At 58.1% G+C, this 14,526-nt stretch carries 13 protein-coding genes; 4 read left to right on the top strand and 9 right to left on the bottom strand.

The genetic code is table 11. The annotated features are described in order from the left end of the window. Window positions 1–24: 24 nt before the first annotated feature. Genes G392_RS13895 through galK form a run of 3 tightly spaced genes read right to left on the bottom strand, consistent with a single transcriptional unit; the run spans window position 25 to window position 2,938 of the window. A complete protein-coding gene (locus G392_RS13895; RefSeq protein ID WP_169718728.1) occupies window positions 25–183 on the bottom strand; it encodes a hypothetical protein in 159 nt (52 codons plus the stop codon). Continuing rightward, entirely contained in the window at window positions 180–1,727 is a 1,548-nt protein-coding gene (locus tag G392_RS0102315; RefSeq protein ID WP_027008922.1) for a BCCT family transporter, read from the bottom strand. Before G392_RS0102315 ends, G392_RS13895 begins: the two co-directional genes overlap by 4 nt. Beyond that, on the bottom strand, window positions 1,724–2,938 hold the full coding sequence (gene galK / locus G392_RS11885) for a galactokinase (protein ID WP_084165912.1): 1,215 nt from the start codon (window positions 2,936–2,938) through the stop codon (window positions 1,724–1,726). Before galK ends, G392_RS0102315 begins: the two co-directional genes overlap by 4 nt. A gap of 111 nt (window positions 2,939–3,049) precedes the next feature. Here galK and G392_RS0102325 point away from each other — a divergent pair, with 111 nt between their 5' ends. Beyond that, window positions 3,050–3,253, top strand: coding sequence for a hypothetical protein (locus tag G392_RS0102325; RefSeq protein WP_027008923.1), 204 nt, complete (start codon window positions 3,050–3,052; stop codon window positions 3,251–3,253). Here the strand turns inward: G392_RS0102325 and G392_RS0102330 are convergent. After that, window positions 3,235–4,281 carry a UDP-glucose--hexose-1-phosphate uridylyltransferase gene (locus tag G392_RS0102330; RefSeq protein WP_027008924.1) on the bottom strand — a complete coding sequence of 349 codons (1,047 nt, stop codon included), beginning with the start codon at window positions 4,279–4,281 and terminating at the stop codon, window positions 3,235–3,237. The genes G392_RS0102325 and G392_RS0102330 overlap by 19 nt on opposite strands. 267 nt (window positions 4,282–4,548) lie before the next feature. Here G392_RS0102330 and mglB point away from each other — a divergent pair, with 267 nt between their 5' ends. The 3 genes from mglB to mglC all read left to right on the top strand — a co-directional run bounded on the left by mglB (window position 4,549) and on the right by mglC (window position 8,205). Next, window positions 4,549–5,577 carry a galactose/glucose ABC transporter substrate-binding protein MglB gene (mglB, locus tag G392_RS0102335; protein WP_245571907.1) on the top strand — a complete coding sequence of 343 codons (1,029 nt, stop codon included), beginning with the start codon at window positions 4,549–4,551 and terminating at the stop codon, window positions 5,575–5,577. 78 nt (window positions 5,578–5,655) lie between these two features. Then, window positions 5,656–7,170, top strand: coding sequence for a galactose/methyl galactoside ABC transporter ATP-binding protein MglA (gene mglA / locus G392_RS0102340; protein ID WP_034334250.1), 1,515 nt, complete (start codon window positions 5,656–5,658; stop codon window positions 7,168–7,170). Between the two features lie 24 nt (window positions 7,171–7,194). Next, entirely contained in the window at window positions 7,195–8,205 is a 1,011-nt protein-coding gene (gene mglC / locus G392_RS0102345; protein WP_034334252.1) for a galactose/methyl galactoside ABC transporter permease MglC, read from the top strand. Window positions 8,206–8,269: 64 nt separating this feature from the next. Here mglC and gatB read toward each other — a convergent pair whose 3' ends face one another. From gatB to gatC, 5 genes are all read right to left on the bottom strand, one after another. Further along, the gene (gene gatB, locus G392_RS0102350) at window positions 8,270–9,700 is read right to left on the bottom strand and encodes an Asp-tRNA(Asn)/Glu-tRNA(Gln) amidotransferase subunit GatB (RefSeq protein ID WP_027008928.1); all 1,431 of its coding nucleotides are present in this window, start codon (window positions 9,698–9,700) and stop codon (window positions 8,270–8,272) included. Between the two features lie 161 nt (window positions 9,701–9,861). Next, window positions 9,862–10,269, bottom strand: coding sequence for a response regulator (locus G392_RS0102355; RefSeq protein ID WP_027008929.1), 408 nt, complete (start codon window positions 10,267–10,269; stop codon window positions 9,862–9,864). A gap of 93 nt (window positions 10,270–10,362) precedes the next feature. Beyond that, window positions 10,363–12,405: an ATP-binding protein gene (locus G392_RS0102360; protein ID WP_034334254.1), complete on the bottom strand. Its 2,043-nt coding sequence runs from the start codon at window positions 12,403–12,405 to the stop codon at window positions 10,363–10,365. 187 nt (window positions 12,406–12,592) lie between these two features. Beyond that, window positions 12,593–14,041, bottom strand: coding sequence for an Asp-tRNA(Asn)/Glu-tRNA(Gln) amidotransferase subunit GatA (gatA, locus tag G392_RS0102365; protein ID WP_027008931.1), 1,449 nt, complete (start codon window positions 14,039–14,041; stop codon window positions 12,593–12,595). Window positions 14,042–14,091: 50 nt separating this feature from the next. After that, the gene (gene gatC / locus G392_RS0102370; protein WP_027008932.1) at window positions 14,092–14,382 is read right to left on the bottom strand and encodes an Asp-tRNA(Asn)/Glu-tRNA(Gln) amidotransferase subunit GatC; all 291 of its coding nucleotides are present in this window, start codon (window positions 14,380–14,382) and stop codon (window positions 14,092–14,094) included. Window positions 14,383–14,526 lie beyond the last annotated feature (144 nt).

The following is a 14,526-nucleotide window of genomic DNA, read 5'->3' on the forward strand; positions in this document are numbered from 1 at the left end:
TGCCTGAAACGGCGGCTTGTGTCGTTACGGACGGTCTTGGTCGCGGTCGTTGGCAACGGGCAAGTCGTCTTCAAAAAACGCCAGTTTGACCACATACGCCAAAAATGCCAGCATCAGCACAATCATCAGCGTTTCAATCAAATTGTCCTGCCATGCCTGATGCCAATAGAGTTTGTCTTTCATGATATGTCCTTATCTTGACGGCGGGTGTCGGCGCGAAGCTGCCGCCACAGCGCGGCAAACCACAAATACATCACCAACACAAACGGAAAGCCCGCAAACGACCCCACCGCCTTAATGCCCTTGATTTCGCCGCCGAACACCACCGCATAGGCAATCAGCGTCATCAAAACACCCCACACCACCGCACGGGATTTGCTTTCGCTGCGCCCGTCCCGCCCCGTCATGATGCCCAGCGAAATCGCCGCGCTGGTAACGGTGGTAACGATAAAGCCCAAAAACAGGATAACGGTCAAAGGTTTGGTAACTTCGGCGAGCGGCAGCATATTGAGCAAGTGGTAAAACGTGCCTTCGTAATCGCCTTTTTCGGCAATTTCCGCCAAACGTCCCGTGCCTTCCAGCGTGTCCAGCAGGCTGAAACCGGAAAACACCGAAAACCAAATCACGATAAAACCCGCAGGCACCAACACCGATGCCAACACAAATTCGCGCAAGGTGCGTCCGCGCGAGATTTTGGCGAGAAACACGCCGACAAACGGCGCCCACGTTACCCACCACACCCAGTACGCCATCGGATACCAAACAATCCAATCGCGTTTGTGAAAGAGATACAGCTCAAACGAATGGCGCACGGTTTGGGTAAAAATATTGCCGACGGCGGTGGTCATGGTGCTGACGAAATAATGCGTGGGCCCGACCAGAAACACAAACGCCAGCAGCAACAGCGACAGATACACCGTCCAGTTGCCGAGAAAGCGCATGCCTTTTTCAATCGGCAGCACCGAGCCGCCGATGTACAGCAGTGCCAACACGGTCAGCACCGCCGCTTTCCACGCGATGCCGTCAAACGCCGCCGCGCCGGTGATGATTTTCAAGCCCGATGCGATTTGCGCCGCCGCCATCGCGATGGACGAGGACACCGACATGGCAATCGACAACACCGCCAAGCCGGTAATCAGCACGCCCAAAGGTTTCGCCCATTTTTTGTGGCGGAAGGCGTATTCAACCGGTGCGGCGGGCGTGCATTCGGTGCGGTGGCGGTAGGTGAAATACGCCATCACCAAGCCCGCAATCATGTAAAGCGACCATGCGGGTATGCCCCAAACGTGCAGGGCGAGGCTCATGGCGTTGCCCACCTGCTGGTGCGGCGGCAGATGGGCTGCCTGAACGCCGATGGGCGAATGGAAATAGTGCCACAAGGCTTCAATCGGCCCGAAAAACACGATGCCCACGCCGATGCCTGCGGTAAACAGCATGTTCATCCACGCGGCGAAAGGGTAATCGGGTTTCGCGTCCGCGCCGCCCAAGCGGATTTTGCCCCAGCACGGCGACAACGCCACCGCCAAACCCACACCGAATGCCAAAAGCGGCAGCCACATAATCAGCCAGTCAAATTTCAAATACACAAATTCGCTGACGGCGGCGATGGTGCCGGTGAGCAGTTGCGGCTGCCACACCGCCACCGTTGCCATTGCGCCGACCAGCGCGGCGGTAACGGCGAAATAGTTGGGGCGTTTGGCGGGCGGCGGGGAAGCGGGGGTGTTCATCGCAATTCCTTTATTCGGTTGGTATTTGTGGCAGCGCCGTTTCCATTTTGTTCGGGCGTTTGCCACGACTCGGGCGGCAGCACCGCCGCGCCGTTTTGCGGGGTGCAGACAAAAATTTGTTCGCGCAGCCCCGTGCGGGCGTGGTAGTGTGCGGCAAGGTGTTGCCGTGCTTCCGCCAGCAGGGCTTGCGGCAGCAGGGCGACCACGCAGCCGCCGAAGCCGCCGCCGGTCATGCGTGCGCCGCCGTGCGTGCCGGCAACGTCGTTGAGCAGGGCAACCAGTGTGTCCACCGCAGGGTGGGTGATTTCAAATTCATCGCGCATGCCCGCGTGGCTTTGCGCCATCAGGCGGCTGACGGCGGCGGCATCGTTGCGGCGCAGGGCTTCGGCGGCATCAAGGGTGCGGCGGTTTTCGCGAATGATGTAGCGGGCGCGGCGGGCAACGGTTGCGTCCAAACCGCGCTTGCCCGCTTCAAACGCCGCTTCGTCCAAGTCGCGCAACGCCGCCACCCCGAAATGCCGCGCCGCCGTTTCGCATTGTTGGCGGCGCAGATTGTATTCGCTGCCGACCAAGCCGCGCTGTACGTTCGAATGCACAATCATCACCCGCCAATCTTGCGGCAACGGCACCGCTTCCGTTTCCAGCGAACGGCAGTCAATCAGCAGCGCGTGTCCCGCCCGTCCGCGCGCGCTTGCCAACTGGTCCATAATCCCGCAACGGCAGCCGACAAAGCCGTTTTCCGCCGCCTGTGCCAACTGCGCCAAGGCGGTGGCGTCGCCGTCCCAGCCGTACAGCGTTTGCAGGGCTTTGGCAACGCCCACCTGCAAAGCGGCAGACGAACTCAAACCCGCGCCCTGCGGCACGTTGCCGCCCACCGCCATGTCCGCGCCGTGCGGCGGCAGCAAGCCCCGTTGCGCGAACGCCCACACCACCGCGCGCACATAATTCGCCCACGTTTGCGGCGAATGTGCGGGCAACTGCGTTGCCGGAAACTCATCGTGCGCCGCATAATCGGCGGCGTACACCCGAAAACGCCCCAAGCCGTTCGGCGCAACCGCCACCGTGGCGGCAAAATCAATCGCACAGGGCAAAACGAAACCGTCGTTGTAATCCGTGTGTTCGCCAATCAGGTTCACCCGTCCGGGCGCGCGCACCAGCAGTGCGGGTTCGCTGCGGAAGGCTTGGCGGAACGAAGCGGCAAGCGTATTCATCACAATTCCTTTTCGGTTGGCAACCCCGCCGTTGGAAATCGGCGTTGATTCGGGCGGCGTGCGGGGCGTGTCATCATTTAAATTTTTTCTGAAAATCAGTGCAATATAAAAATGCGCCGTCATGCCCGCGCAGGCGGGAATCCAAAACAAATTTCAAAAAGCATTGATAAAACAAAGTTTCACAAACATCAGGCAGTGGCTTCCCGCCTGTGCGGGCATGACGGCAAAGTGTTTTTTCAGTTAATTGATGACACGCCCAAAGCAGGGCTTGATGTGCCGCCCCGTGCATTGGAGCATCACCGTTCTTCCGAATAATGGCGCAAAGGCAGTGCCGCCAACCGTGCCGCCGCCTGTTCGGGGGTCAAATCGCGCTGCGCTTCCGCCAACAGCTCGTAGCCCACCATAAATTTGCGTACCGTTGCCGAGCGCAGAAGCGGCGGATAAAAATGTGCGTGAAGCTGCCACTCGGGGTGTTCCTGCCCGTCAAACGGCGCACCGTGAAAGCCCATCGAATAGGGAAACGCGGTACGGAACAAATTGTCGTAGCGCGTGGTCAGGTGCTTGAGTGCCAGTGCCAAATCCGCCGTTTGCGCTTCGTTCAAAGCGGTGATGCGCCGCACCGCGAATTTGGGCAGCAGCAGCGTTTCAAACGGCCACGCCGCCCAATACGGCACAACCGCCAGCCAATGCGCCGTTTCCGCCACCACGCGTTCGCGCCGTGCGGCTTCTTCCTGTGCGTAATCGAGCAGCAGGGGGCGTTGGTGCGTTTGGAAATAGCACGCTTGCGCTTTGGCGGCGCGGGCGGGCAGGTCGGGAATGAAGTCGCCCGCCCAAATTTGTCCGTGCGGGTGCGGGTTGGAGCAGCCCATCAGTGCGCCTTTGTTTTCAAAAATCTGCACCCAAACATAGCGTTCGCCCAATTCTTGTGCCTGTTGCTGCCACAGCTTCACCACTTCGGTGATGGCGCGGACGTCCATTTGCGGCAGGGTTTTGGCATGGTCGGGCGAAAAACACACCACGCGGCTGATGCCGCGCACGCTTTGGCTGCAAAACAGGGGGTGCGCTTGCGCGTTGTCGTGTTCTGTGGCGGGGGTGTCGGGCAGCAGGGCGGAAAAATCGTTGTCGAACACGTAGGCGCCGGTGTAGTCGGGATTGCGCTCGCCGTTGATGCGGGTGTTGCCCGCGCACAGATAGCATTGCGGGTCGTGCGGCGGCTTGGGGGTGTCGTCCGGCGTTTCGTGCCTGCCCTGCCAAGGGCGTTTGGCGCGGTGCGGCGACACCAACACCCATTGTTGCAGCAGGGGGTTGTAGCGGCGGTGGGGGTGGTCTTCGGGGCGGAACATCTGGCAAACCGTTGTGGGGGGAATTTGCGTATTTTAACAAAAACCCGCCCTGCCTGTGGCGGCAAATGGCGGCGATTGACGGGGGCTTTATTCTCAAGCGTATAATGCGCCGGTGTATCGGACGGCGGGCAAGCGGGGCGCGGCCGCGCAAAAATCATGCCATAAATGGCTGAATTGGTTTGAAACCGTGTCCGTTCAAACGGTATAATCGCAACGGGCTGCACATTGTTTGCGGCTTGGTTAAGTTAAAACACTTGGAGAACCACTATGATGTCATACAAACGTTTTACCGCAGTGGCACTGGCTGCTGCGTTCGGCTTGGCGGCGTGTTCGGACGGCGGCAAGGCCGCAGACGGCGGCGCCGCTTCGGGCAATGCCCACAAAATCGGCGTAACCATCTACAAATACGATGATAATTTCATGTCGCTGATGCGCCGCGCTTTGGAAAACGAAGCCGCCACCCACAAAACCGCCGAGCTGCTGCTCAACGACTCGCAAAACAGCCAGTCCACCCAAAACGACCAAGTGGACGTGCTGCTGTCGAAAAAAGTCAAAGCCCTCGCCATCAATCTGGTTGACCCCGCCAGCGCGGGAACCATCATCGAAAAAGCCAAAGCCGCCGGCGTGCCGGTGGTGTTCTTCAACAAAGACCCCGGCGAAGCCGCGCTCAAAAGCTACGACAAAGCCTATTATGTCGGTGCCGACCCCAAACAGTCCGGCGAAATTCAGGGCGACTTGATTGCCCGAATGTGGAAAGCCAACCCCGATTGGGACTTAAACAAAGACGGCGTTTTGGATTTTGTCATGCTCAAGGGCGAGCCCGGACACCCCGATGCCGAAGCGCGTACCAAATACGCTGTTGAAAAACTCAACGAACAAGGCATCAAAACCAAACAACTGCAAATGGACGCCGCCATGTGGGACGCCGCCAAAGCCAAAGACATCATGCAGGCATGGCTCTCCGGCCCGAGCGGTAAAAAAATCGAAGTGGTCATCGCCAACAACGACGCCATGGCGATGGGTGCGGTGGAAGCCATGAAAGCACACGGCAAAGTACTGCCCGCATTCGGCGTGGACGCCCTGCCCGAAGCCATGCAGATGGTCAAAGCGGGCGGCTTGGCAGGCACGGTGCTGAACGACGGCGAAAACCAAGCCCGCGCCGTTTACGCCTTGGCGGTGGACTTGGCATCGGGCAGCGACCCGAAACACAATCCTGCCGTCAAGCTGGAAGGCAACAACGTGCGCATTCCCTATGTGGGCGTGGACAAAGAAAACCTGCAGCAATTCGCACAATAATCCGCCAAGCGGCACCCGACCGGCAAGCGGCACACCTTGCCGGCGGGTTTTCCTTATGTGATAAAGGTATCAAGCATCATGACTGATTCGCAAGAACAAGCGGAAAACGTGCTGTTGGAGGTGCGCGACGTCCACAAAGCCTTTCCGGGCGTCAAAGCGCTGGACGGCGTCCGTCTCACCGTGCGGGCGCATTCGGTACACGCCCTGATGGGCGAAAACGGCGCGGGCAAATCCACCCTGCTCAAATGCCTGTTCGGCATCTACGCCAAAGATTCGGGCAGCATCGAATTTCTGGGCAAAGAAGTGGCGTTCCGCACCGCCAAAGAAGCTTTGGAAAACGGCATCTCGATGGTGCATCAGGAGCTGAATCTGGTCAAACAACGCTCGGTGATGGACAATTTGTGGCTGGGGCGTTATCCGTCCAAAGGCTGGTTTGTCGATGAAGCCAAAATGTACCGCGACACCAAAGCCATTTTTGACGAGCTGGACATCGATATCGACCCGCGCCAAACCGTTGCCAAGCTCACCGTTTCCGAAATGCAGATGGTGGAAATTGCCAAAGCCTTTTCCTACGATGCCAAAATCGTGATTATGGACGAGCCGACTTCGTCGTTGTCGGAAAAAGAAGTGGCGCACCTGTTCACCATCATCGACAAGCTCAAACAACGCGGCTGCGGCATCATCTACATCTCGCACAAAATGGAAGAAATTTTCAAAATCTGCGATGAAATCACCGTGTTGCGCGATGGCAAATGGATAGACACCGTTCGTGCCGCCGACACCGATATGGACGCTTTGGTGGCAAAAATGGTCGGGCGCAGCCTCACCCAGCGTTTCCCCGAAAAAACCAACACGCCCGGCAAGGTGGTTTTGCAGGTGCGCAATCTGACCGCCAAAAACCAGCCCTCCGTGCGCGGGGTAGATTTTGAATTGCGTGAAGGCGAAGTGTTGGGCATCGGCGGCTTGGTCGGCGCAAAACGCACCGACATTGTGGAAACCCTGTTTGGCGTACGCGAACAGGCGGAAGGCGAAATCCTGCTGCGCGGCAAAGCGGTACACAACCGCACGCCGGTGGAAGCCATCAAAAACGGCTTTGCGCTGGTAACCGAAGAACGGCGCAGCACGGGCATTTTCGCGGGCTTGGACATCAGCTTCAACGCCCTGATTGCCAACATCAAACAATACGAAAAAGCCGGCTTGCTCGACAGTGCGCGGATGCGGGCGGACACGCAGTGGGTCATCGACTCGATGCGCGTGAAAACGCCCGACCAAAAAACCCGCATCGGCACGCTCTCCGGCGGCAACCAGCAAAAAGTGATTTTGGGTCGCTGGCTGCTCACGCAGCCCGACATTCTGATGCTGGACGAACCCACGCGGGGCATTGATGTCGGCGCGAAATTTGAAATTTACCAACTGATTGCCGATTTGGCAAAACAAGGCAAATCGGTGATGGTGATTTCATCGGAAATGCCCGAACTGCTCGGCATCACCGACCGCATTTTGGTGATGAGCGCGGGGCGTGTGGCGGGCGTGGTGGAAACCGCCCGAACCAATCAGGAAGAAATTTTGCAGCTTTCGGCAAAATACCTGTGATTTTTTTGAAAAGGAAAACCTGAAATGAAATCCGATGTTTCGGCAAAAGCGTTGAATCTGTTTAAAGATTACGCGCTGTATTTTGTTTTGCTGATGCTGTTGCTCGTCATCGTCTCCAAAGACACCAGCTTTTTGAGCCTGACCAACTTCAGCAATATTTTAACCCAATCTTCGGTGCGGATTATCATCGCGCTGGGGGTGGCGGGGCTGATTGTGACGCAGGGGACGGATTTGTCGGTGGGGCGGCAGGTCGGGCTGGCGGCGGTGGTGTCCGCCACCATGCTGCAATCGATGGACAATGTCAATAAAGTCTTTCCCAATCTGGACGTTGTGCCGATTCCGGTGGTGATTGTGCTGGTGTGTGCCATCGGTGCCCTGCTGGGGCTGCTCAACGGCATCATTGTTACCGTGATGAACGTTACCCCGTTTATCGCCACTTTGGGGACGATGCTGATTATTTACGGCATCAATTCGCTGTATTATGATGCGGTCGGTTCTGCGCCCGTTGCCGGATTCGATGCGGGTTATTCCGCCTTTACGCAGGGTTTTGTGGAATTGGGCGGCTTCAGGCTGTCGTACATCACCATTTATGCCGCGCTGGCGGTTGCGCTGGTGTGGGTGATTTGGAACAAAACCCGTTTCGGCAAAAACCTGTTTGCCATCGGCGGCAACCCCGAAGCGGCGCGGGTGTCGGGCGTAAACGTTACCCTGAACCTGCTGGGCATTTACACCCTGTCGGGCGTGTTTTACGCATTCGGCGGCTTTTTGGAAGCGGGGCGCATCGGCTCGGCAACCAATAATTTGGGCTTCATGTACGAATTGGACGCGATTGCCGCGTGTGTGATTGGCGGCGTGTCGTTCAGTGGCGGCGTGGGGACGGTGATTGGCGTGGTCATCGGCGTGATTATTTTCACCTTAATCAACTACGGCTTGAGCTACATCGGCGTAAACCCGTATTGGCAATACATCATCAAAGGCGGCATCATCGTGCTGGCGGTGGCGATTGACTCGCTCAAACACGCGAAGAAAAAATAAAACAACTGCCCGATGGTTTCCCGAGCCATCGGGCAGTGTTTTGGGGCAAACGGTTTGATGCGTTTTACTGCAATTTCGCCCGCATCAACTCCTGCACCTGCTGCGGATTCGCCTTGCCCTTGCTGGCTTTCATCACCTGACCCACCAGCGCGTTAAACGCCTTGTCCTTGCCCGCCTTAAACTCTGCCACCGATTTTTCGTTTGCCGCCAACACTTCGTCCACGATTTTCTCAATCGCGCCCGTGTCGGTCATCTGTTTCAAACCGTGTTTCTCGATGATTTGCTCAATGTCGGCATCGGTTTCTTCCCACATTTTTTCAAACGCGGTTTTCGCCAGCTTGCTGCTCAACGTGCCGTCCGCGATTTTGCCGACCAAAGCCGCCAAACGCACCGCACCAATCGGGCTTTGCGCCAGCTCCAAACCCGCCTTGTTCAAGGCCGCCGCCAACTCGCCGTTCATCCAGTTCGCCACCAATTTGCCCTGACCGCTTGCCTGCGCCGCCGTTTCAAAAAACGCTGCCTGCGCCCGCGAAGCCGTCAGCAAACGCGCATCGTAAGCGCTTACGCCGAAATCCGCTTCAAACCGCGCCGCCATTTCCTGCGGCAACTCGGGCATTTCGGCGCGGGCGCGTTCAAGCTGTTGTTCGGAAATGATAATCGGCAGCAAATCGGGGTCGGGGAAATAGCGGTAATCGTGCGCGTCTTCTTTGGAACGCATCGCTTTGGTTTCGCCCGTGTCGGGGTTGAACAGGCGGGTTTGCTGCACCACCTTGCCGCCGTCTTCAATCAATTCAATTTGGCGTTCCACTTCGTAGTTAATCGCCTGTTCCAAAAAGCGGAACGAGTTTAAGTTTTTGATTTCGCAGCGTGTGCCGAACTCGGACGAACCTTGCGGGCGCACGGATACGTTGGCATCAATGCGGAACGAACCCTCCGCCATATTGCCATCGCAAATGTCCAGCCACGTTACCAAACCGTGCAGGGCTTTGGCGTAGGCAACGGCTTCGGCGGCGGAGCGCAGTTCCGGCTCGGACACCACTTCCAAAAGCGGCGTACCGGCGCGGTTCAAATCAATGCCGGTTGCGCCGTCCAAGCCCTCGTGGACGGATTTGCCCGCGTCTTCTTCCATGTGGGCGCGGGTAACGTTGATGGTTTTTACCGCATCGCCCACCGCGATTTCCAGCGTGCCGTGTTCAATAATCGGCAGCGCAAGCTGGCTGATTTGGTAACCTTTTGGCAAATCGGGATAAAAATAGTTTTTGCGGTCAAACACGTTTTTGCGGTTGATGGTGGCGTTCAGTGCCAAGCCGAGCTTGACGGCTTTGTCCACCACCGCGCGGTTCATCACCGGCAACACGCCGGGCAGGGCGCATTCCACCGCGCCCGCATGGGCATTGGGCAGTGCGCCGAAGGCGGCGGACGAGCCACTGAAAATTTTAGACTGTGTGTTGAGCTGGACGTGGATTTCCAGTCCGATTACGGTTTCCCAAGTCATGGTTTCGGCTTTCTTACCTTTGTTGCCAAGCCGCGAACGGGGAACGGCTTGGTGTAAAAACGAAAAACGCTATCATATGGTTAAAATGCTTTATTTTCCATACTGTCTGCGGCTCGCCGCCTCGTCTGAAAAATAAATCATTTCAACGATAACACACCGTCCTATGATGCACGCGGGTGGTTCGATTCCGCCAAATCGCTTGCCGCCAGCAATTGTGCCACCGCTTCGCGCAGCTCGTAGTCGTTAAACGGTTTGTACAAAAAACCGCGCGCGCCGTATTGCAGGGCGAGCAAACCACTGTATTCGTCCGACAGTGCGGAAATCACCAAGATATTGACGTTGCGGTCGAGCGCCGCCATTTCTTTGATGCATTGCAGGCCGTCCATTTCGGGCATGGTCAAGTCCATGGTAACCAGTTGCGGACGGTATTTTTTAAACATGACGATGGCTTCCACGCCGTTTTTGGCCTTGCCCACCACTTGCAGGGGCGGGTGGACGCCGTTGGCGACATCGCGGTCGATTTTGTTGCGGATGACGTCCGAATCGTCAACAATCAGCAGACGTTTCATCGAAATTCCTTTTCGGTTTGAAGCTGTGCCGCCGGCAGGGGCGGCACGGTATGGCACGGGCGTGCCCGCCCGCCGTGTGTTGGCGGCGGCACGTTATTTCGGAATGGGAAAGGTTATCACAAAACAGGTAAATTTGCCCGCTTCTGTGGTGATGGCAATGCGTCCGTTCAGGGTTTGAATGCGGGCGCGGACGATGTCCATGCCGATGCCGCGTCCTGCGTCTTGGTTGCTTTCGGGCAGGGTGCTGAAGCCCGAGCGGAACAGCAGACCGTACAATTTGCTTTCCGGCCAAGCGGTGGCTTCTTCCAAAGTCGCCATCTGCATTTGCACGGCTTTGGCACGGACGGCGTTCCAGTCGATGCCGCGCCCGTCGTCTTCAATCAAAATACGCAGCTTGTTTTCCACCCGCGTAACGTTCAAGCGGATGCGCCCTTCGCTGGGCTTGCCGTTGAGCGTGCGCACGCGCACGGGTTCGATGCCGTGTACCACCGCGTTGCGCAACACCTGAATGATGATGTCTTTGACGGCGGGGAAGGTGGGGGATTCCTGTTTCAGGTATTCCAGCCCGCCCGTTTCCATAATCACGCTCTTGTTGTGGCGGTAGCCCATATTGACCACGAAACGCCCGAACAGTGTGCCCAAGTCGGTGGCGGTGGCGGCGGTGGGCAGGGCGGCGGGGTTGTTCAGGCGCCCCGTGATTTTGCGGTGCAGCTCTTCGGCCTGCGCCACTTTTTCCAACAGGCTTTCCAATTCCACCACCAAAGGCAGAAAGTCGTTGCCGGTGAGCGGGCGTTTTTGGCGCAGTTGCTGAATGATGTCTTCAAAGGCTTCCGCCGCCAGCACGAAGGCGCTCATGTTCAGCACGGACGCTTCGCCTTTGAAGGCGTGGATTTCTTGGCTGATGAGGCGGGCTTTGTTGCGCAAATCTTCGGCGTGGTTGCCGGGGTTTTTCAAAATGGTGTTGATTTGTGCCAGTTGTTTCAACGATGTGTGCAGGAAGCTGCGCATAATCACTTCATCGGCGTTGAGCATGCGGCTAATCATTTCGATTTGCAGGTCGTTTTGTTCCTGCTCGCGTTGCAGGCGCGATTCGATGCGTACGGTGTCGGTCAGGTCGCGCACGCTCACCAGTACTTTGACGATTTGGCGGTCTTTAATCACGCGGGTGAAGTGAAAACCCAGCACGTGGCGTTCGTCCGAGCCGCGTTTGAGCGGTACTTCGACTTTGCGCAGGGGGTTGAGTCCGTAAATCAGGCGTTCGACCACGCGGGGGTTGTAAAGCTGTTCGATGAACATTTTTACCGAGCTTAATTTGCGGCGGTCGGGCAGGATTTCGGCTGCCAAGTCCATGAAGTTTTGTCCGCCTTCGCCGATTTGCGGCAGCAGCGTGCCGAGCATTTTCGACTGCTGCGTGCCGATAATCATGTCTTTGTCGAGCAAAAACAGCCCTTCGGACAGGGTGTCGAGAATTTCATCGGTTTCCAAACGCGCCGCTTCGAGTTTGCGGTCCACTTTCCACTGCTTGACAAAGTGCAGTACCGACAGCACCAGCCCCGCCGCAATGATGAGTGCGCCGAGCAGGTGCAGCATGCGCGATACCGAAGCGGCACGGCGCGAGTCGCGCAACAGGGCGGTACGCAGTTTTTGCAGGGCTTCATCGCGCTGTATTTGGACGCTGTGGGCGTATTCGTTCAGTTGGCGCAGTTGGTTTTGGTTGTGCGTTTGTGTTTGACCGGCGGCGGGCAGCAGGCTGCGGTATTTCTGCCAAAACGCCAGCAGGGGCTGCAGGTGTTCGCGGGCATGGGCGTCGAGACGGATTTTGCTGCTGTCGCCGTCCAGTGTGGCGGCCAGCTCGTCCGTGCCGTGTGCGGTGGCGAGCAGGTCGTCGATTTGCATGTCGCTGATGCGTTTGTTGGCGGCAAGGTAGTGCGCGGACACGCTGATTTGGTGCAGGGCGTCGCCGAATTTGTTGGCGGCATCGATTTGGGCGGTAAAGCGGTTGAGTTTGTCGGCATAGCTGTAGCTGAACACCAAAACCGAAGCCAACAGGACGGTTAAGACCAATACGGAAACGGCCGGAAGGGTATAGCGCCCGCCGGCGTTGGCAAATGGGGGTTTGGGAAGGGGTATGTTCATCAAAAAATCCATCCATCGGGACAACTGCGGGGCGTGTCATCGCGCGGTGTCCGTGCCGGCGCACGGCAATCACCCGATGACACACCCCAACGGCAAGGTTTTTTATTATTTTGTATGCGTATGTGCTGCCGCCAAATGTGCGGCGGCAGGCAGGTGCGTCCTTGACCGTTACGTCCGCCTGCCTGCCTTATCCCGGCATGAGGGTGTGCCAATCGCTCTGCTGCTGGATTTGGTGGGCGATGCCCAGCAGGGCGGCTTCGGCAAAATGTGTGCCGACAAGCTGCACGCCTACGGGCAGCCCCGCGTTTGTTTGTCCGGCGGGCAGCGACAATGCGGGCAGCCCCGCCAGATTGACGGACACGGTGTAAATGTCCGACAAATACGCCTGCACGGGATTGTCGCTGCTGCTGCCGAGCAGGGGCGCGGCGGTGGGCGCGTTGGGGGCGAGTATCACATCGCACTGCGCGAAGGCGTTGCGGAAGTCGTCCGCAACCATGCGGCGCAGTTTTTGCGCTTTGACGTAGTAGGCATCGTAGTAGCCGTGGCTCAATACGTAAGTGCCAATCATGATGCGGCGTTTGACTTCGCTGCCGAAGCCTTCGGCGCGGCTGTGGCTGTACATTTCTTCCAAATCGGCAAACCGTGCGGCACGGTGGCCGTAGCGCACGCCGTCGTAGCGGGAAAGGTTGGTGCTGGCTTCGGCGGAAGCCAGCACGTAGTAGGCGGGAATGGACAACTCGGTTTGCGGCAGCGACACATCGATGGTTTGTGCGCCCGCTTGGTGCAGCAGGTTTATCACGTTTTGCAGTGCCGATGCCACTTGCGCGTCCAAGCCTTCGCCGAAATATTCTTTGGGCAAACCCACTTTCAAGCCTTTGAGCGGGCGGTTCAAATCGCGGGTGTAGTCTTCTTTGCCGCGTTCGAGGCTGGTGGAATCGAGCGGGTCGCTGCTTGCCATGGCGTTGAGCAGCAGGGCGCAGTCTTCGGCGGTTTGCGCCATCGGGCCGGCTTGGTCGAAGCTGGAAGCGTAGGCGACCATGCCGTAGCGCGACACGGTGCCGTAGGTGGGTTTCAGACCGGTGATGCCGCAGTGGGAAGCGGGCTGGCGAATCGAGCCGCCCGTATCCGAGCCGAGCGCGGCGGGCGCGAGCCGCGCCGCCACCGCCGCCGCCGAGCCGCCCGAAGAGCCGCCCGGCGTGTGCTGCGGGTGCCAAGGGTTTTTGCACGCGCCGTAGAAAGACGTTTCGTTGGCAGAACCCATGGCAAATTCGTCCATATTGGTGCGCCCCAGCGCAACCATGCCGCAATCGAGCAGGTTTTGCACCACAGTGGCAGTATAGGGCGCGACAAAGTTGTCGAGTGTTTTGCTACAGCAAGAACTGTGCCAGCCCTGTTGGCAGAAAATGTCTTTGAGGGCGAAAGGCACGCCGGCAAGCGGGTGGGCGTCGCCCTGCGCGATGCGTTGGTCGGCGGCGCGGGCTTGGGCGAGCGTGGCTTCGGGGTCGAGGCGCACATAGGCGTTGAGCGCGGGGTTGGCGGCGTTGATGGCAGACAAATATTCTTGTGCCAACTCGGTGGCGGAAATGTGTTTGTTTTGCAGCAGTTGTGATGCTTGCTTGAGCGTGTGTCGGAGCATGGCGGGTGGGGTCCGGTGAAAAACAAAAAGGGCGGGTGCTGTGCCGGTGTTCAGCTTTCAATCACTTGCGGCACGATGTACAGCCGTTGGCGCACATCGGGCGCGCAGGCTTGGAACTCGGCGGCGCGGTCGTGTCCGGTAACGGCGTCGTCGCGCAGGCGCGGCAGGGTTTCGTGCGGGTGCGCCATCGCTTCAACGCCGTCCGTATCCACTGCCTGCATTTTTTCAATCAGGGCGAAAATGTCGTTCAGCTCGCCCAGCATGGCGGCTTGTTCGGCGCCGTCCAACTGCAAACGGGCAAGACGGGCGATTTTTGCCACGTCGTCGGGGGTGAGTGCCATCGGTTTTCCTTAAAATTCTGTTTTAGCATTGGGGGAAATTAGGGTATCATTGCGGGCTTGTTTGCGCGGCAATGCACGATTATAGCCAAGATGCCGTAAAATTCATACCGTTGTCGGAACGCGGGCGCGTTCCGTCTGCCGTTT

This window comes from Conchiformibius kuhniae DSM 17694 (assembly GCF_000428785.1).
GTDB classification, from domain to species: Bacteria; Pseudomonadota; Gammaproteobacteria; order Burkholderiales; family Neisseriaceae; genus Conchiformibius; species Conchiformibius kuhniae.